This window comes from Shewanella inventionis (genome assembly GCF_019931735.1).
GTDB classification, from domain to species: domain Bacteria; phylum Pseudomonadota; class Gammaproteobacteria; order Enterobacterales; family Shewanellaceae; genus Shewanella; species Shewanella inventionis.
Window position 1 is genome coordinate 4,432,008 of the sequence record NZ_CP082926.1, and the last position, 18,270, is coordinate 4,450,277.

Annotated in this window: 17 protein-coding genes; 12 read left to right on the top strand and 5 right to left on the bottom strand. The window is 43.1% G+C overall.

All coding sequences use genetic code 11. The features are described from left to right. Window positions 1–145 precede the first annotated feature (145 nt). The 6 genes from K8B83_RS19895 (at window position 146) to pepN (ending at window position 6,691) form a co-directional block, all read left to right on the top strand. Window positions 146–1,117: a WD40 repeat domain-containing protein gene (locus K8B83_RS19895; RefSeq protein WP_188738898.1), complete on the top strand. Its 972-nt coding sequence runs from the start codon at window positions 146–148 to the stop codon at window positions 1,115–1,117. A 21-nt stretch (window positions 1,118–1,138) separates the two neighbouring features. Continuing rightward, the gene (locus K8B83_RS19900; protein WP_188738899.1) at window positions 1,139–1,351 is read left to right on the top strand and encodes a SlyX family protein; all 213 of its coding nucleotides are present in this window, start codon (window positions 1,139–1,141) and stop codon (window positions 1,349–1,351) included. Window positions 1,352–1,438: 87 nt separating this feature from the next. Beyond that, window positions 1,439–1,951: a peptide deformylase gene (def, locus tag K8B83_RS19905; RefSeq protein WP_188738900.1), complete on the top strand. Its 513-nt coding sequence runs from the start codon at window positions 1,439–1,441 to the stop codon at window positions 1,949–1,951. Then, window positions 1,945–3,312 carry a COG3014 family protein gene (locus tag K8B83_RS19910; RefSeq protein ID WP_188738901.1) on the top strand — a complete coding sequence of 456 codons (1,368 nt, stop codon included), beginning with the start codon at window positions 1,945–1,947 and terminating at the stop codon, window positions 3,310–3,312. The genes def and K8B83_RS19910 overlap by 7 nt, the downstream gene beginning before the upstream one ends. A 47-nt stretch (window positions 3,313–3,359) precedes the next feature. After that, window positions 3,360–3,953 (top strand): penicillin-binding protein activator LpoB, encoded by a 594-nt coding sequence (lpoB, locus tag K8B83_RS19915; protein WP_188738902.1) that lies wholly within the window; start codon window positions 3,360–3,362, stop codon window positions 3,951–3,953. 155 nt (window positions 3,954–4,108) lie between these two features. After that, window positions 4,109–6,691 carry an aminopeptidase N gene (gene pepN, locus K8B83_RS19920; RefSeq protein WP_188738903.1) on the top strand — a complete coding sequence of 861 codons (2,583 nt, stop codon included), beginning with the start codon at window positions 4,109–4,111 and terminating at the stop codon, window positions 6,689–6,691. 420 nt (window positions 6,692–7,111) lie between these two features. On the opposite strand, the gene K8B83_RS19925 is transcribed toward pepN, so the two are convergent. Then, entirely contained in the window at window positions 7,112–7,879 is a 768-nt protein-coding gene (locus K8B83_RS19925; protein ID WP_188738955.1) for a ribonuclease H family protein, read from the bottom strand. A gap of 108 nt (window positions 7,880–7,987) precedes the next feature. After that, entirely contained in the window at window positions 7,988–8,791 is an 804-nt protein-coding gene (locus K8B83_RS19930) for a DUF4097 family beta strand repeat-containing protein (protein WP_188738904.1), read from the bottom strand. A gap of 249 nt (window positions 8,792–9,040) precedes the next feature. On the opposite strand from K8B83_RS19930, the gene yjjX reads away from it, so the two are divergent. The 6 genes from yjjX (at window position 9,041) to K8B83_RS19960 (ending at window position 14,348) form a co-directional block, all read left to right on the top strand. Then, window positions 9,041–9,607, top strand: a complete 567-nt coding sequence (gene yjjX, locus K8B83_RS19935; protein ID WP_223418764.1) for an inosine/xanthosine triphosphatase — start codon at window positions 9,041–9,043, stop codon at window positions 9,605–9,607. Next, window positions 9,591–10,100 carry a GNAT family N-acetyltransferase gene (locus K8B83_RS19940; RefSeq protein WP_188738906.1) on the top strand — a complete coding sequence of 170 codons (510 nt, stop codon included), beginning with the start codon at window positions 9,591–9,593 and terminating at the stop codon, window positions 10,098–10,100. The genes yjjX and K8B83_RS19940 overlap by 17 nt, the downstream gene beginning before the upstream one ends. Window positions 10,101–10,241: 141 nt before the next feature. Next, window positions 10,242–11,282 carry an NADP(H)-dependent aldo-keto reductase gene (locus K8B83_RS19945; RefSeq protein WP_188738907.1) on the top strand — a complete coding sequence of 347 codons (1,041 nt, stop codon included), beginning with the start codon at window positions 10,242–10,244 and terminating at the stop codon, window positions 11,280–11,282. A 100-nt stretch (window positions 11,283–11,382) separates the two neighbouring features. Next, the gene (locus K8B83_RS19950) at window positions 11,383–12,642 is read left to right on the top strand and encodes an aminotransferase class V-fold PLP-dependent enzyme (RefSeq protein ID WP_188738908.1); all 1,260 of its coding nucleotides are present in this window, start codon (window positions 11,383–11,385) and stop codon (window positions 12,640–12,642) included. Window positions 12,643–12,679: 37 nt separating this feature from the next. After that, window positions 12,680–13,141: a SufE family protein gene (locus K8B83_RS19955; protein WP_188738909.1), complete on the top strand. Its 462-nt coding sequence runs from the start codon at window positions 12,680–12,682 to the stop codon at window positions 13,139–13,141. 25 nt (window positions 13,142–13,166) lie between these two features. Continuing rightward, window positions 13,167–14,348, top strand: a complete 1,182-nt coding sequence (locus K8B83_RS19960; RefSeq protein WP_188738910.1) for a membrane dipeptidase — start codon at window positions 13,167–13,169, stop codon at window positions 14,346–14,348. Window positions 14,349–14,429: 81 nt separating this feature from the next. On the opposite strand, the gene cysC is transcribed toward K8B83_RS19960, so the two are convergent. Genes cysC through cysN form a run of 3 tightly spaced genes read right to left on the bottom strand, consistent with a single transcriptional unit; the run spans window position 14,430 to window position 18,269 of the window. After that, the gene (cysC, locus tag K8B83_RS19965) at window positions 14,430–15,053 is read right to left on the bottom strand and encodes an adenylyl-sulfate kinase (RefSeq protein WP_188738911.1); all 624 of its coding nucleotides are present in this window, start codon (window positions 15,051–15,053) and stop codon (window positions 14,430–14,432) included. A 45-nt stretch (window positions 15,054–15,098) separates the two neighbouring features. Continuing rightward, window positions 15,099–16,823, bottom strand: a complete 1,725-nt coding sequence (locus tag K8B83_RS19970; protein WP_188738912.1) for an SLC13 family permease — start codon at window positions 16,821–16,823, stop codon at window positions 15,099–15,101. Window positions 16,824–16,826: 3 nt separating this feature from the next. Then, window positions 16,827–18,269 carry a sulfate adenylyltransferase subunit CysN gene (cysN, locus tag K8B83_RS19975; protein ID WP_188738956.1) on the bottom strand — a complete coding sequence of 481 codons (1,443 nt, stop codon included), beginning with the start codon at window positions 18,267–18,269 and terminating at the stop codon, window positions 16,827–16,829. Window position 18,270: the final 1 nt, after the last annotated feature.

An 18,270-nucleotide genomic window follows, 5' to 3' on the forward strand; every position in this document is an offset into this window, starting at 1 on the left:
TAGTGGTTACAATAACCTAATACATTCAACTACGAGATGTTTTAGTGGTCATGTTCGTTTGCCACTTTATACTAGTTAATGGGGTTATACCATTGGGTCGACCTTATATCACAGGGTTTACGACAATAATTCAAGGGGCAAGTTCATGACAAGAGGTTTAATGCTGTTATTTTGCTCAACTTGGCTCTGTGTATGGTGTTTATCCGCTTGCCAACCTGTACCGAGTCAGTCAATCGAAATCACCACAGACGCCAGTTATAGTGCCAGCCTATCAGACAACGCAGAGCTAGCATTAATTAGCACGGCTAATAATGGCGTCCAAGTGTGGGACCTAAGCGGCCCGAGCATGACTTACCAATGGCTTCAAGGCAAAAAAGATAACACCAGCAATGTCATTGACACCGCCATCTCAGCCAATAACACCTTTGCCGCCACTATAAGCAGTGACTCCTTAGCTATTTGGCGCTTAGATGATGGAAGCTCTGTTGGATGGTGGTCACTGCCCTCTTATGCTCAAAGTGTCGCTATCGCTGATAATGGTCAAACCTTAGTAGGACTGGTTGATGGTTCGGTAATGTCATTATCACCACAGCAAAATCGTTTGATTCAATTTTTAGGTCACCAAGAAAAAGTGAACAGTGTCTCAATAAGTGCTGACGGTCAAAAGGCTCTGACAGGGGGAAATGATGGTAAAGTTATGCTTTGGTATAGCCAAAGTGGTCAGCCTATTCAGCAATGGCAATTGAGCTCACGCATCACCAAGGTACTCATTAGTGATAGCGGTAACTTAAGCTTTGCAGGTGACATAACCGGTAATGCCGCGATATGGCAATCAACAAGTGGAACCCAAATCAGCCAGTTAAATATCATCCGCAGGCAAATGAACTTCTCCTCAGCGCGCTTTGTCAAAAATGATCAGCAACTACTGACTGGCACGCCATCTAAAGAAATCTTTTTATGGCTCGTTGGGTCTGGTACACAAGTGGGTCATTGGCAAGTTCAGCTGAGTAAAAACACCCAAAACAGAGGCGCTGTAGTATACTCTGCCGCAATGACCCCAAATGGCGCTATTGTCAGTATAAGTAGCCAAGGGTTAATTGAATATTGGCAGCAGTAACAACAATAATTAGAGGTTTACGTGGAGCACATTTTACACAAGATTGACGATCTTGAAATGAAACTGTCTTTTCAAGAGGTCATGCTTGAAGATCTTAACCAAGAAGTGATAAAACTCAATGCGTTAGTTGCCAGACAGCAACAGCAAATGATATTAATGGTCAATAAATTACAGGCCATGGAGCCAAGCAACATGGCTTCGCAAGCAGAAGAAACGCCACCACCACACTATTAATATTGTTATGCTATCCACCCAATCTAGCGTACGGTTTACTCGCTGGTGAATAGCTTTACGAAGTAAAATAACGATTAGCAGGCAAATATGCATTCAAGTCAACATCTCACAATAGCAACGACAGGCGATAACATTCTGACGTTAAAAGCCGCTCCTGTGACAGTATTTGATGACGAACTAGCCGTACTTGCCAGCAATATGTTATTAACCATGCAAAAAGCTAACGGTGTCGGCATTGCTGCAACACAGGTATTTAGCAACACGGCAATGTTTATAATGGCATCCAATCCAAACGAGCGTTACCCTGATGCGCCTATCATGGAACCCACCGTGGTCATTAACCCCAAAATCTTATCGGTATCCACTGAAACAGAAAACGGTATTGAGGGGTGTTTGTCTGTCCCTGGGAAACGGCTCAACATTGTGCGTCACCGCCAAATCGAGGTGCAATACCAATCACTCAATGGTCAAATACACCACCAGGTTTTACAAGGGTTTGTCGCTCGAATTTTTCAACATGAATATGATCACTTGCAAGGTATCACTTTGCTTGAGCGTATTAATCTGATGACACCTCCAATAGAGGTCTTACCATGTTAAAAACAGTTTCATTATTATTAATATTATCCTGCTTAACGGGTTGTGCTTATAACAGTGTATTCATTAATTACCCATCGCAAATTGCCCCTTACAAGCAGCAATTAAACAGCGAATTACCCGTCGCAAATATAGATGAGTTAGCCAATAATATTGATGGAAATGATGGGCTATTATATGCACAAGAAACCGGACGAATTATGCAAGTTGCTGGCGATTTTGAGCGCAGCAAAACCTTCTATCAACAAGCTATTACGGCCTACCAAGCCTTTGACGATAAAGCCATCATTAGCGCCAGTAAACTCGGATCTGGTGCAACCAGCCTACTCTTAAACGATAATGCAATACCTTATCGCGGTCCTGGTTATGAGCGAATTATGCTGCATCAATACCAAGCCCTAAATTATTTGTTTAGCGGTGACGCTCAAGGTGCATTAGTTGAGGTGCGCCGCAGTAACGAGCTGCAAAGCATGGAGCAAGCACGTTACCAACAATCGCAAAAGTCAGTGCAAAACATGGCTAATGGCACTGTTGATGCGCAAATGGCACAATTAAGCCGATCTGCAGGTAGTGTCACCAGTTCATTTTTAAATGCCTATAGCTATTACATAACAGGTTTATTGCACGAACTGGCTAACGAACCCAATGACGCCTTTATCGATTACCGCAAAGCTGCGCAAATCACACCAGATAACCGCTATTTACAACAAGATTTAGTGCGACTTGCAAAACAATTAGCGATGCCACAATACGACGAATTTAAACAACGTTGGGGCGATGCAATTACCCCTACACCAGAGCAAGGCCAAGTGGTATTTATAGTTGAACGTGGTTTTGTTCCAGAAAAACAAAGCATAACGGTTCCATTCCCAATCAATGACAACTTACAAAGTGCCTCGCTTGCCACTTATCAACCCCAAAGCCCGCTGCCGTTTGCAAGCAAAATACAGGGGTTAGATACCCCCTTAGAAGCACAAAACATCGCCAATATAGACGCGCTTGCGATAAATGCATTAAAAGAAGATTTGCCCGCTGCGTTATTTCGCCAAGCAGCTAGAATTTATGCAAAATACGAATTAAACCAAAGCGTGCAAAGCAGCAGCCGTCGAGCGAATAACCAGGTTGATGCTGGCGCACTGGTGATGCAAATTTTTAACGTAATCAGTGAGCAGGCAGATCGTCGTAGTTGGTTAACCTTGCCGCGCCAGGCGCAAATCGCAAAGCAATTTGTTGATGCGGGCCATTATGATATTCGTGTAAATAACAGCCAAAACACTAAAATTGAAGTAAAACCAAACCAGACAACATTAATTTGGGCAATAGAGACTGGAAATCGTACCCGTTTTTATTCGATAATCATCTAATAGATAATAACCTTATCAACTGTCACTCATCACCATTGGAATTTATTATGAAAAACTTGAAACTGATATTTGTGTTAGCCGCAGTGATAGGGCTAAGCGCCTGTCAATCTAAAGTAGAATATGGCAACGCCACCGAAGTCGAAACCGTCAACGAAAACTTTGGCTCTACCGATCTACAAGATATTGCAGCTAAAATGGTCGACTCCATGATGACATTCCCACCAGTGGTTGTGATCACCCAAAATAATCGTCCAATTATATTTGTAGATAAAATTAAAAATAAAACTTCTGAGCATATTGATACTGAGTCTGTAACTGACACTATCAGTAACAAGTTACTGCGTTCTGGTAAGTTCCGTTTTATCGACATGACCAAAGTAGACACGGTACGTAAACAATTAGACTATCAAAATAATGCTGGCATGGTAGACCCAACCACAGCGATAAAATTTGGCCGTCAAATTGGTGCGCAATACATGCTCTACGGCAACCTATCGAGCATCGTTAAGCAAGATGGCAGCACTAAAGACGTTTACTACAAGATGACCATGCGTTTAATGGATCTTGAAACAGGCTTAATTGAATGGTCAGACGAAAAAGAAATTCGTAAGGTTAAATCGAAGTCATTTTTGGGCTTGTAATACACAAGCACATAGCAATAAAGCCGACATTGATGTCGGCTTTTTCATACACCCAATAATAAGTTAGGAACACTAACGTGAAATTGTTATCCACTGAATTGTTTAGTCCACGGGTTATAAAGACCAGTTTCGTTGCCCTATGCTGCGCGAGCATAATGAGCTGCAGTAGCTCATTATCAACCTCATTGTTACAACGTGATGGCTCAGCTTATATTAGCCAAGCACAAGCTCAAGCACGCTCAAATGTCATCACTAATGTACAATATGATCTCACCTTCTTTTTAAGCGAACATAGCCAATTCAGTGCAAAATCAATCGTCCATTTTGACCTAAGCAGCGTCCCTAAATCATTAACACTGGACCTCAACAAAGCTAACATTAAACAATTCACCATTAATGGCACCAAGGTTTATCCTAACTACAACGGCGCTTATATTGTGATTAATCAAAGCCTACTGGTGAGCGGCAATAACACTGTAGAAGTTGAGTTTACCCGTGAGCACAGCACTAACGGCGAAGGCTTGCATCGTTTTGTCGATCCCGTCGACAACAAGGTGTATTTATACTCACACTTTGAGCCAGCTGCCGCACAACAAATGTTTGCCGTATTTGACCAGCCAGACTTAAAAGCCACTTACCAAATTAATGTCCATGCCCCAAAAGATTGGCATGTGATCAGCGCCATGCGAGAAACCAATGTAGTCGATCAGGGTGATACTAATCTATGGAGCTTTCCTGCCACACCCAAATTAAGTCCATACAATTTTTCAATGCATGCTGGGCCATATAAAGTTTGGGAAGATAACTCAGGCCGCTACCCTATGCGTTTATTCTCGCGTCAATCAGTTGCAGAGCAAGTCACACCACAAGATTGGTTTACTTACACAAAACAAGGGTTAGCATTTTTTGATCGTTATTTTGGAATTGATTATCCATTTAAAAAATACGACCAACTCCTAGTGCCTGATTTTTTATATGGCGCGATGGAAAACGCAGGAGCCATTACCTTCTCTGAAGATCGCTTCTTATTTAATGGCCAAATGACAGCTGAGCAAAAAGAGCGATTAGCCGGCGTCATCATGCACGAAATGGCCCACCAATGGTTTGGTGATCTCGTCACTATGAAATGGTGGAATGGCTTATGGTTAAACGAAAGTTTTGCCTCATTTATGGGGACATTGGCCACTAGCGAAGCCACAGAATTTAGCCATGCTTGGCGTACTTTTTATGCTTCAGGCAAGCAAGCTGCTTACCACCAAGACAGTTTAGTCACCACGCACCCCATTGAAGTACCTGTGGCTACCAGCCAAAATGCCTTTGATAATATTGACGCCATTACCTATCAAAAAGGCGCATCGACCATCAAACAGCTTAGGCACTTACTAGGCGAAGAAACCTTTCGCCGTGGTGTTAGCCAATACTTACAACAATACAGCTACAAAAATGCTGAACTTAATGATTTTATTAATAGTTTAGCCAAAGCCAGTGGCCGTGATTTATCGCAATGGACAAAAGAGTGGTTATACGCTGCGGGGGTCAACACCATCAAAGCACAATACACTTGCCAAGGTAATCAAATAGACTCATTTGCAGTTGTCCAAACAGCAGAAGACAGCCAACATCCAACACTGCGCGAGCAACGAGTACAAATTGGTTTATTTACCAAGCATCGCTACGGTTTAGAAATGCAACAATCCGTTGCCGTAACCTATAAGGGAGCTTACACCGAGGTTAACGAACTCATTGGTGAAATCTGTCCAGATTTAGTGTATCCAAACTATGATGACTGGGGGTTTGTGAAAGTTGAACTAGACCAGAAGTCATTCACCACAGCTAAGCAACAACTCGGCCAAGTAAGCGATCCACTTCTGCGTTCTATGTTATGGCAAAGCATGTGGGACAGTGTCGTTGATGGTAAAGCATCAATGGAGCAATTCATCAATATTGCGCTCATCAATGCACCACTGGAAAAAGACTACACCATATTAGGTCAGGTGCTTGATAACCTGCAACGAGCCAAAAACTATCTCGACTTAATGGCTCCTATGCATGCCAGTTATAACAGCAAAATCTCAAAAGCACTCAGCCAAATGAGCCTTAGAATGAGCATGGAGCATTACCGCAACCGTGATTTTCAGCGGCGCTGGTTCGATGCCTACATCAGTTTATCGAGTCATGGAGATGCACTAGAACATATCCAGTCTTTGTTGAAAAACAAAAGCCATATTAAAGGGCTTAACTTAGATCAGGATTTACGCTGGGCAATGATCCGCCAACTTAACCGTTATGATTACGACGATGCTCATGCATTATTAGCAAGAGAGAAAAGCCTTGATCAATCAGACTCTGGAGAAAAAGCCGCAATTGCTGCTGAAGTTATACGTCCAGAGTCGGCCCTTAAACGTCAATGGCTAAATTGGATTGAGCATAACAACAGTATGGCATTCTCAAAAATCAGGGTTGCTATGTATAACCTCTACCCTGCCGAGCAAAAGCTATTAAGCGCTGCAACAGCAGATCAACGCTTTGCTAACTTGCAGCTAATGGATGATAAAGGCCCAGTGTTTATGCGCAGTTTCGCATCACAACTTATCCCTATGGATTGTAGTTCAGCCAATATTGACAGCATTAACAGTGTATTAAATCGCGAAACAGGGCTATCTACATTGGCCAGACGCGCGCTGCTTGAAACTCGTCAACAAGAACAGCGCTGTGTGAGCATTAAGCAAAAACTCTAATATCCATTCTGTAAAAACAAAAGCCGGAGCAATCCGGCTTTTTTATGTTTATACCTTGATGTTTGTAACGGTATGACTCAACGGCTTAGGATAGCAACTTATACCAATTCCACTAATTATCTGGTCATTCAGCGGGAATTCTGTACCTTCTAGGCAAGTAATAGGATTGTAGGCATAGTTGCTCTCGGCAACTGCTCCTGCGTTGCTCTACCTCCTGCATCCATGCAGTCGTACGTCAAAATACTATTAAGCAGCATAGAAGGCACAGAAACCCGCCTTGCAGGAGACGCTCAGACAGTCCATTTCTTTGTTGCATTGCCTTAGAAGGGAATAACCATTATTTCAACAATGCGCCTCAAACTGAACAGTCTGAGCGACTCTGATTGGTCACATAATTAATGGAAATGGTATTAAACCAAATTAGCCTGCACGTAATGATAATATTTTGCTGATATCCAATGGTGGTTGATATTGACTCAATGCTTGGTTTGTTTGATCAACAGCGTAAATCGACATACGGTCAGCCAACTCATTACCTTCAATGCCACTGTGTGCTGCCACATGCTTTAATGCGAATTTATCTTTCATCTCGTCATATAACTCATGCGCTTGTTTGATGATATCTAAATTGGCAATCTCACCGCCTTTGCGAGTCCAACCTTTTGCCTTCCAACCATAAGCCCAGTTGCTAATGCAGTTAATTGAATATTGTGAGTCACTCATAATGCACACAGTTTGACTGTTTTCGATGGCGTTTTTTGCCATCAGCAATGCTTGATACAACGCATTTAATTCAGCAGTATTGTTGGTACCGTTTGGGTTAAATAAACCATACCATAGCTGGGCAAGTTGGCCTTTGTGGTATACCGCAATTCCCGACCCCGCTTTACCCGGATTAGGCTCACAACCACCGTCGGTGTATATCACCACATCAAACTGGCTTAACACAGCCTCATTATCGCTAATGGATTTTGTTGTGTTAACAGATTGGGGGCTTACAGGCTTTGCCGATGTGCGGCCAATACTGCTAGTTGGTGACTTAGCAAAAGCCGCTTTTGCCTCTGCCTCAGTGGCAAATGATTTGTATTTAGCTTGAGGAAACTTATCAACTGAGCGTTTAGTCACATCCCAACTCGTAAAAATTCCGGTTTCACGCCCAGCCCAAACTACATAATACTTCTTCGCCATTGTGTATACCCATGCAAAATCAATGCTGTATGATGCCACGATTAAGCAAGCCTTTAAAACAAAACCTGCAACTTTGGCAGGTTTTGTATTGGCTAAAAACAGTTCACTTTACTTCACGACAATGGGGCCATCAATATCCTGGTAATTAACACTCCCCGAGCCAGCATTAACGACCTCAAGCCCTTTGCTATTATTAACATTAATGCTGCCAGAACCATCACTAATGGTGACTTGGCCTTGCACCTGACTAATATGAATTGAGCCAGAACCATCAACAAGATTAACCCAGCCATTAACGTGATCGATAGTTATCGAACCTGAACCATCTTTTAAGACTAAATTACCCTTAGCATGGTTAATCACCACAGAGCCAGAGCCATCATCTAGGGTAAGTTCGCCAATGTTATTCATCACTATGCTACCACTGCCGTCATCAAGATTGATGGCAGCTGAAACATCATCGATACGAATAGATCCTGAACCGTCGGTTAGATCTAATGCTAAAGTGCTCGGTACTTGAACACGTAAATCAATATAGGGCGACTCTTGCATAAACCCATCAGACTCAATGCTAGCAACCAAAAAGCCCTTGTCGCCTTTTTGAGTCAGGGATAAATCCATGTCAACATCGTCAGCATCTTTGTCAGTGTAAATATCAGCGCTGACCTTAATTTGCGTTAAGCCGTCGACACCTTCAATAACTAATTTACCCGCACCAGTATTCGCCACTAATTGAGTAATCTCGCTAGCATCTAAGCTTAATTGTTGTTGTGTCAGGGTTAAATCGGTATCAGTTAACATCGAATCAGCCACACCAAACACTGACTCTGCTTCACTTTGAGAAGCGCCAAATAGCGTTGCGCCTAAAATTAACCCCACAGTCACACTCACAGTTGCAATACGAACAGACATAGTATTAATTCCTTTTATAAACACATAAAAATAGATTAGGCTTTATCGTATTCGTCTGCGACCGCCGTTATATAGAATCTATAGCAGGTTTCATGCCAAACACTAACATGCTGTTTTATAATAAATAAAAAGTATAAGCTAATTTTAAATTAGCATATTTAACCAACTAATTATCGAGTTACACAAAAATTAGCCAATATAACAACGGTAAAAACGCCTTATTCTTTTTGACATTAAGAAGCACTTTTTATGACCACATCTTCAACACCACAATTTATTGATGTTATTGTCGGCTCTACCAATCCGGTAAAAATTAATGCCGCCAAAAATGCCATTGCCCAATATTTTCCAAGCAGCACCATACGCTGTCAGGGTATGCATGCGCCCTCGTTAGTGGCAGAACAACCTATGACCGAAGCAGAAACAAAATTAGGTGCAATAAACCGCGCGCGATATTGCCAGCAACAGGCTCAAACTGCCGACTTTTATGTTGCAATGGAGGGCGGTGTAGATCAATTTGATCATGGTCCAGCCACATTTGCTTATATGGCCATTATCAGTAATAACACCTTATCTGTCGGTCGCAGTGCCAACTTACCTTTACCACAGATTATTTTTGATGCACTGGAAAATGGTGAAGAGCTCGGCCATGTAATGGATCGACTATTCAATACTGAAAACATTAAACAAAAAGGCGGCGCAATTGGTTTACTGACACAAGGTTTAGCCACAAGAGAAAGTATTTACACTCAAGCACTAGTGCTAGCAATGACCCCTTTTGTTAATGCGGAATTATTCAATGACTCAAACCACTAAACAAATCACCCATGCACATTTGCACATTCGCCAACTCACACCAGCAGACAACGCAGCGCTAGCACAGGTTATTCGAGATGTGTCGGCAGAATACGGATTAACGCCTGATAAAGGTTTTAGTGTGGCAGATAAAACCCTCGACTGTTTAAGTGAGGTCTATCAACCTGAGGGATCACAATACTGGGTGATTGAATACCAAGGCAATGTAGTTGGCGGCGCAGGCGTTGCTCCACTCGCCGGCAATGATGGCGTATGCGAATTGCAGAAAATGTATTTTAGTCACGTTATTCGCGGTCAGGGCATGGCAAAAACATTATCACGTCAATGTATTGAGTATGCAAAGCAGCAAGGCTACCAATCCATGTATTTAGAAACAACCGCCGTGTTAGGTGAAGCCCTAGCACTCTATAAAAAATTGGGGTTTCGCCACTGTCAGCACTTAGGGCAAACCGGCCACGATGCCTGCGAAATCGCAATGATCTTAGATTTATAGCTTAACACGTTGCATTAATCTCCCGAATGCGTTGCTTTAGATTGTTTTTTAAGCGGTCCTCACCTAGCAGCCTGATAGCGCTTTGCAAGTAGATAAAAGCTTGGTAGCCTCAGATTAAGCACATTCCATAGGAGGAAGATAATGGAATATCAACGTATCGGACACTCAACCCTTGAGGTCAGTAAAATTTGCCTCGGGACAATGACTTGGGGCGAACAAAATACCCAAGCACAAGCTTTCGCGCAACTCGATTACGCCATTGGGCAAGGTATTAACTTTATTGATACCGCCGAAATGTACCCAGTACCTCCCAAAGCCGATACTCAAGGCGAAACTGAACGCATTTTAGGGCGCTATTTAAAAGCCCAAGGCAATCGTGACGAGCTCGTTATTGCCAGTAAAATTGCCGCGCCTGGTGGTAAAGGCGACTATATTCGTGACAACATGGCCCTCGACTGGCGCAACGTTCATCAAGCAGTCAATGACTCTCTTACCCGTTTACAAATCGACACCATCGACTTATACCAGGTGCACTGGCCAGACCGAAATACCAATTTTTTTGGCGAGATGATGTATGAGCACGATGAAGATGAGCATTACACCCCAATTTTAGACACCCTTGAAGCCCTCGCAGAAGTCATCAAACAAGGTAAAGTTCGCTATATCGGTATTTCAAACGAAACCCCGTGGGGCTTTATGAAATACCTAAAACTGGCTGAAAAACATGACTTGCCACGCATCGTGAGTGTGCAAAACCCCTATAACTTGCTTAACCGCAGCTACGAAATTGCCATGTCTGAAATTAGCCACCGTGAAAATGTGCCGTTACTGGCCTATTCGCCATTGGCATTTGGCACATTAACGGGTAAATACGAGAACGATCAATGGCCAGAAGGCGCACGTCTTACGGTATACAAACGATTTGCTCGCTACAACAGCACGCCCGTTGCATTGCAAGCCACTCAGGCTTATATCGACCTTGCACGTGAGTTTGACTTAACCCCAACAGAAATGGCCTTAGCGTTTGTAAATAGTCGCAAATTTGTGGCGGCTAACATTATTGGTGCAACAGACTTGCATCAGCTCAAACAAAATATCGACAGCCATAAAGTGACATTGTCGGCTGAGTTAATGGCCAGGATCAACGAACTGTCGGCGCTGTATCGCTTTCCTTGTCCGTAAATTCACTCGTAACGTAGCGCAAAGGCCACAAAACCTTGCAATAGGCATCAAGATCACTGAAGATCTTGATGCCTTTTATTTTAAAAAGAACCCAATACTGATGAAATCGACATCACCAATTCCGTCTCAAGCGCCATTTGATCACCAAGCCATTCGCGATCAATTTCCGGCATTAAAACAGACCATAGGCGATCATCACTTGTGTTATTTAGACACCGCAGCCACCAGCCAAAAACCACAAGCCGTGATTGATGCGATGAACGAGTATTATCAACTCAACAATGCCAATGTGCACCGCGCAGCACATCAATTATCAACCCGAGCAACTCAGCAATATGAAGCCGTTCGCCAGCAAGTGGCTCACTTTATTAATGCCTCAAAATCCCAAGAAATTATTTTTACTCACGGCACTACCGAATCAATCAATATGGTGGCCTACGGTTTAACGCCACAATTCACCCCAAACGATATCATTTTAATCGACACAGCAGCGCATCATGCCAACATAGTCCCCTGGCAAGAGCTCGCTAAGCGTTCGGGGGCGACAATCAAGCCAATACCGCTAACCGCAGATGCACAGCTTGATATCAAGGCCTATGAACAGCTACTGCAAGCCAAACCAAAGCTAGTTGCCTTATGCCACGTATCAAATGCACTGGGCACAGTTAACCCCATTAACGACTTAATCGCCATGGCAAAAAACGCAGGGGCATTAACCTTAGTCGATGGCGCCCAAGCAGTCGCCCACCTTGATGTCGATGTACAAAACACTGATTGCGATTTTTATGTGTTTTCAGGCCATAAAATGTACGGCCCAACAGGAGTGGGGATTTTATATGGCCGCTTTGAACAATTAAATACATTAACGCCAATGCTTACCGGCGGCGAAATGATCAAAACCGTTAGCTTTGATCGTACTGAATACGGTGAGCTGCCAAACAGGCTTGAGGCAGGTACGCCAGCAATTGCTGAAGTCATAGGGTTAGGCGCTGCAATCAGCTTTTTGCATGGTTTGCCACGAGAACACATTCATGCACACGAGCAAAAATTAATGCAGTACTTACAAGCACAATTGCTTAACCTCGGTGATGTCAGCTTGTATGGTATTGCAAACGATAAGCGCCAAATCAATGTGGGATCTGTTGCCTTTAACTTGGCAGGTGAGCACCATCAAGACGTAGGGATTTTATTAGATCAACAGGCCATAGCAGTGCGATGCGGTCATCATTGTGCCATGCCTTTAATGAATGAGCTTAACTTGGCAGGTTGTTGCCGTGCGTCCATCGGCATCTATACTAATAAGCACGATATTGATCAATTTATCCAAGCGTTAAATACGGTAAAAGAGTTACTGTTATAACTTGGCAATTAAAACGTTTTATGAGACAACACAGTTAATGACACTAATAAGTCCAAAAAATATACCCGACAGTCAGCTATTTACCGACTTACCAGCCGACGTAATTGCCGCGGTAAACCACATAGAACAAGCTAAAAACTGGCAAGATAAGTATCGTCACATCATGCTACTGGGTAAACAATTACCGACATTAGCAGATAATTTCAAGCAAGCTGACGCTCAAGTTAAAGGCTGTGAAAGCCAAGCCTGGTTATACCATCATCAGCTAAACGGCCAACACTATTACCTCGCAGACAGTGATGCGAGGATTGTAAAAGGGTTAATTGCAATTTTACTGGTAGCAAACCAAGGTAAAACCACCGAACAAATTAACCAGTTTGACGTATCGCACTACTTCGACACATTAGGATTAAGCGGTCAATTAAGCCCATCACGTACGAATGGACTCGCCGCATTAGCAAACGCAATTAAGCTCTACGCAAACGGTGTTATCACCTAATTTCTGGCAAAACTAAGGAATAATAATGACTCATAAAGTCTGCAACCCAACACGCCGCAACATCATCAAAGGCCTTGGAGCAGCCACATTATTAAGCCCACTTTGCACGCTTTCAGCCTGGGCCGCTAAGCCTCGACGAATATATATAGATGGACTGTCCTTTTTACCTAGCAATATTGCTGACGTAAAAGCGTCAAAACTTGATGGGTTTATTGCTGATATCTCGGCAATCGAGACCATAGAACAAAGCGATGGCACCCAAAATTATAAGCGCACCTACCAGGCTTGCATTAACAGCATAAAACAAGCTGCCAATACAGTTAGCGCCAATCCAGATACTTATTTACAAGGGTTAACGGGTGCAGACATAGACAAAGCAAGAGCTCAACAACGCACCGCTGTATACTTTCAAATCCAAGGTGCTGATTGTGTTGAATCCGATGGCATATCAACCAATGGCGACCTTCCGCTTTGGCCACAACTAGACTCACTGCATCAACACGGGCTGAGAGTTCTACAACTGACCCATCATTACGGTAATCGCTTCGCTGGTGGTGCCTTAGACAACGATGGACATCAAGGCCTTAATAATCCGCTAACGCCTGCAGGACGTGCACTAGTAGCAGAACTCAATCGCAAAAACATACTAATTGATGTCAGTCACGCAAGTGAACAAACAGCGTTAGACACCATAAAAGTAAGCCAATCACCCATAGTACTTAGCCATGGCGCAGCAAGACATTTTGTTAATCATGCGCGCTGCTCATCAGATGAAGTCATTCGTGCAATTGGTGACAATGGTGGCGTATTTGGGGTCTTTATGATGAGCTTTTGGCTTACAAACAAGCCCGTACCAACCATAGAGGATTATATCAATCAACTTGAATATATCGCTAAAATTGGTGGAGTAGATTGCGTGGCGATTGCCAATGATTTTCCACTGCGCGGCCAAGAAAATCTTTTAGCATTAGAGAACAACAATAACGAAGGCGTAAAAGAGTACCTTGACTGGTGGCACAGCCTACAAAGTAAAAACGTACTCGGTTTTGACGTAGAGCCTAAACACGTAGTGATCCCAGAGTTTAATCATATCGACCGCATGAGCCGCATCGACGACGCCCTCAAAAAAGCCCGCTTTAAATCATCAGATCGCGATCGTTTTATGGGCGGAAACTGGCAAAGAGTGATGAAAAAGGTGCTGATTTAACCTCTGGTAAAAGTAAAAAGGCTGAATAGTAATATTCAGCCTTTTTTTAATTATTTGTTAAATGAGGTTAACATTCGCCGTTTAAATTCCCGCGCCAGCAATTTGCCTCGGTGGGTTTAACACCTCAATGGCTTTTAAATAAGCTAATAAACCATTCACTTGAGTTTCAAGATCGCCTTTGCTGGTATCAATGGTTAACTCAGCAGATTCAGGCACTTCGTAAGGAGATGAAATACCGGTAAAGTTAGCGATTTCACCTTTACGAGCTTTGGCATATAAACCTTTAGGATCTCGCGACTCACACACGCTCAATGGCGTTGATACGTGCACTTCAATAAACTGACCTTGAGGAAACAATGCCCGCACGCGATCACGTTCTTGACGTGTCGGAGAAATAAATGCCGACAACACCACCAAGCCAGAATCCACCATTAATTTAGATACTTCCCCTACACGGCGTAAGTTTTCATCACGATCTTCGAGGCTAAAACCTAAATCTTTACATAAACCGTGGCGAACGTTGTCACCGTCTAATAAATAGGTATGAAATCCGTGTTCAAATAACGCTCTCTCTAATGCCCCCGCAAGCGTAGACTTGCCAGAACCAGACAAACCAGTGAACCATAACAACACTGGGTTTTGGCCTTTTTGCGCGCCACGGGCAGCTTGGTCTATCGAATGTTGATGCCAAACAATATTGCTCATAATAGCTCCTGATCTACGGCAATATATACCGCATTAAAACTCATACTAAAACGGGAAAAAATACGGTACAGACAACAGTACAATCACAGAATAAAGAATCGATAAGGGTAATCCTAAACGAACAAAATCACTTAACTTATAATTACCTGCGTTGTATACCATCAGGTTAGTTTGATAACCGTAAGGAGAAATAAAACTCGCACTGGCGCCAAACACCACAGCCATAATAAACGGGCGAGGATCAACGCCAAAACTCATTGCTATTGCATAAGCCACAGGGAATGCTAACGCAGCTGCAGCATTGTTGGTTATCAGCTCTGTGACAACTAGCGTGATAAAATACACACCCACAAATGCAGCAAACACACCATAGCCGTTAAACACACTCAATAATCCCTGGGCCATTTGGTCAGCCAAACCAGTAGTCACCATTAGGTTTGCTAACCCTAACGCACTGCCAACAATAACCACCAATTCAATTGGGAACCGGCGCTTAAGTTCTGTTAAGGTCACAGCCCCAATAGCCACGTAACTGAGTAGTAATAGCACCAACCCTTTTGCTAATGGCAATAACTCAAAAACACTTGCCAGAATAGTTAACGCGAATCCCGCTAATACCCAATTGCCACGCTTTTCATCTAAACGAACACTCAAATCTAAACCGCTAATGGCGGCAAAGTCTGTGGTCAAATTAGGGCATTTTGAAAAACGATCGCCTGGCGTTAAGAGCAGTACGTCACCAGGTTGTAATACGATGTCACCTAGCCCACCTTTTAGCGGTAGATGACCACGACGAATCGCCATAACCGCTGCGTCAAACACTTCACGAAATCGAGAATCCTTTAAAGTCGTCCCAACCAAGCTCGATGATGGTGCTAATACGGCTTCGACTAAGTTTTGTCCTTTAGCGTGCTGCTTGCCAAACCACTCTAAGCCATCAAATTGATGCAATAATTCAACCGACTCAACTGCACCGCTAAATCGCAATACATCATCAGCTTGCAAAACCAGCTGTGGTGGCACAGGGCAAATACGAATACCGCTACGCTCTAACTCAACTAAATAAAGTTTTTTTAGTGCCCGCAAGCGGTTATCAATTACGCTTTTACCGACTAAACTTGATGTTTTAGCCACATGCGCTTCTAGTAAATAAGGCAGTGATTCATCTTCCGATTCTTCACGTCTATCCGGCACAAAATTAGCTAAAATGGTTAATAAAACCAATCCACCCACAACCACCAACGCACCGACTTGCGAAAACTCGAAAAAACCCAATGGTTCTAAACCTGCGTTTTCAACAAATGAGTTAACAATTAAGTTAGTTGAAGTACCAATTAAGGTTAATGTGCCCCCGAGAATAGCAGCGTAATTGAGCGGTAATAATAACTTAGCAGGGGCATGAGCCTGATTACGGCGCACAACACCAATTAACGAGGCCACTACAGCGGTATTGTTAGTAAAAGAGGACAATAATGCTGTCGACACCCCCAGTTTAGCTAAGGTTGAAAATAGCGAACCTTTACCAATCACTTGACTTAATTTGCCCAATAAAGAGGTTTTTTCCAGTGCTGTGGCCGCTAGCACCAACAGTACTAAGACAATTAAACCATTATTGGTAAAACTGCCCAGAGTGGTACTTAAATCGACCAATCCGAGCATGTAACATAACAATGAAGCGAAAAAAAACATGGCGGCCGGTGTAGCAAGCCCCGCAAGGAGTCCACCGACCAATGCTAACAAGATAATCGCTAACAACCATATTTCGCTCATTGATTATTTTCCAAGCAGACTAATATCACGAGCATTCCAGTGTGGAAAATGCTTACGCACTAGGGCATTAAATTCAATTTCAAATGCACTAAATTCAGTGTTGGTTTGCTTTTCACCTTGATGACCACTGACCACCATAACAGCGGCCACTGTCGCATTCGATAAACGATCGATTAGGATCATTCCACCGGTGTCACGCACCAGGCTATAGGCATCTAAAACGACAGATTCAGTTAAATCTAACTTAACCCGTGCAATGGTATTTAAGCTCAACGTCGTCGCAGCGCTGCGCTCAAGTGTATTAACGTCGGTAACGTATTCGATTTCACTCACAACGGCCTGGGTCTTCTTACCCGCGACTTTTACATCGTATAACTGACCAATTTGTAATGGCTTTTCATCCATCCACACTAAGTCTGCCACGATATGATTAGCTATTTCTGGCGCGCTGTCAGGTTTCGCCAATAAATCACCACGAGAAATATCAATTTCATCTTCAAGTGTGATAGTCACAGCTTGACCAGCTACAGCCTCTTGTAGATCACCATCAAATGTCACAATGCGTTCAATTTTACTGCGCTTACCTGAAGGTAGTGCAACAACCTCATCTCCAACCTTAAGCACACCCGACGCTAACGTACCTGCAAAGCCACGAAAATCCAAATTAGGACGAGACACATATTGCACAGGGAAACGAGCGGGTAACTCACTGAGTTCACGTTGAGTATCAATGGTTTCAAGCAGTTCGAGTAAGGTACCACCTTGATACCATTCACACTGAGTACTGCGGTTAACCACGTTGTCGCCATTTAATGCCGATAACGGCACATAATGAATGTCTAAATCACCAAAGTCTTTTACAAAATGAGCGAAGTCAGCTTGAATTTTATCAAACACTGTTTGATCAAAACCGACTAAATCCATCTTGTTAACTGCGACTACAAAGTGGCGTAAACCAAGAAGAGAAGCAATAAATGCATGACGCTTAGTTTGCGTTTGAACGCCGTAACGTGCATCAACCAAAATCACGGCCAAATCACAAGTCGACGCCCCAGTAGCCATGTTACGGGTATATTGCTCATGGCCCGGCGTATCTGAAATGATAAACTTACGTTTTTCACTAGAAAAGTAACGATAAGCCACATCAATGGTAATGCCTTGCTCACGTTCAGCTTGCAAGCCATCAACTAATAACGCTAGGTCAATCGCTTCACCTGTTGTGCCCATTTTTGCGCTGTCGTTTTTTAAGTTTGCTAATTGGTCTTCATAAATCTGAGCGCTATCGTGCAATAAACGACCAATCAAGGTACTCTTGCCGTCATCAACACTGCCACACGTTAAAAAGCGTAATAAACCTTTATTTTGCTGTAACGCTAGGTATTCTTTTACACCGTGCAGCTGTATCTCTGCTGCCATACGGTCTGTATTTGCTGTTGCTTTATCCATC

Coding starts and splice junctions, on each gene's coding strand:
- K8B83_RS19895 (WP_188738898.1), top strand. CDS start 146: ATGACAAGAGGTTTAATGCTGTTATTTTGCTCAACTTGGCTCTGTGTA.
- def (WP_188738900.1), top strand. CDS start 1,439: ATGCATTCAAGTCAACATCTCACAATAGCAACGACAGGCGATAACATT.
- K8B83_RS19910 (WP_188738901.1), top strand. CDS start 1,945: ATGTTAAAAACAGTTTCATTATTATTAATATTATCCTGCTTAACGGGT.
- lpoB (WP_188738902.1), top strand. CDS start 3,360: ATGAAAAACTTGAAACTGATATTTGTGTTAGCCGCAGTGATAGGGCTA.
- pepN (WP_188738903.1), top strand. CDS start 4,109: ATGAGCTGCAGTAGCTCATTATCAACCTCATTGTTACAACGTGATGGC.
- K8B83_RS19925 (WP_188738955.1), bottom strand. CDS start 7,879: ATGGCGAAGAAGTATTATGTAGTTTGGGCTGGGCGTGAAACCGGAATT.
- K8B83_RS19930 (WP_188738904.1), bottom strand. CDS start 8,791: ATGTCTGTTCGTATTGCAACTGTGAGTGTGACTGTGGGGTTAATTTTA.
- yjjX (WP_223418764.1), top strand. CDS start 9,041: ATGACCACATCTTCAACACCACAATTTATTGATGTTATTGTCGGCTCT.
- K8B83_RS19940 (WP_188738906.1), top strand. CDS start 9,591: ATGACTCAAACCACTAAACAAATCACCCATGCACATTTGCACATTCGC.
- K8B83_RS19945 (WP_188738907.1), top strand. CDS start 10,242: ATGGAATATCAACGTATCGGACACTCAACCCTTGAGGTCAGTAAAATT.
- K8B83_RS19950 (WP_188738908.1), top strand. CDS start 11,383: ATGAAATCGACATCACCAATTCCGTCTCAAGCGCCATTTGATCACCAA.
- K8B83_RS19955 (WP_188738909.1), top strand. CDS start 12,680: ATGACACTAATAAGTCCAAAAAATATACCCGACAGTCAGCTATTTACC.
- K8B83_RS19960 (WP_188738910.1), top strand. CDS start 13,167: ATGACTCATAAAGTCTGCAACCCAACACGCCGCAACATCATCAAAGGC.
- cysC (WP_188738911.1), bottom strand. CDS start 15,053: ATGAGCAATATTGTTTGGCATCAACATTCGATAGACCAAGCTGCCCGT.
- K8B83_RS19970 (WP_188738912.1), bottom strand. CDS start 16,823: ATGAGCGAAATATGGTTGTTAGCGATTATCTTGTTAGCATTGGTCGGT.
- cysN (WP_188738956.1), bottom strand. CDS start 18,269: ATGGATAAAGCAACAGCAAATACAGACCGTATGGCAGCAGAGATACAG.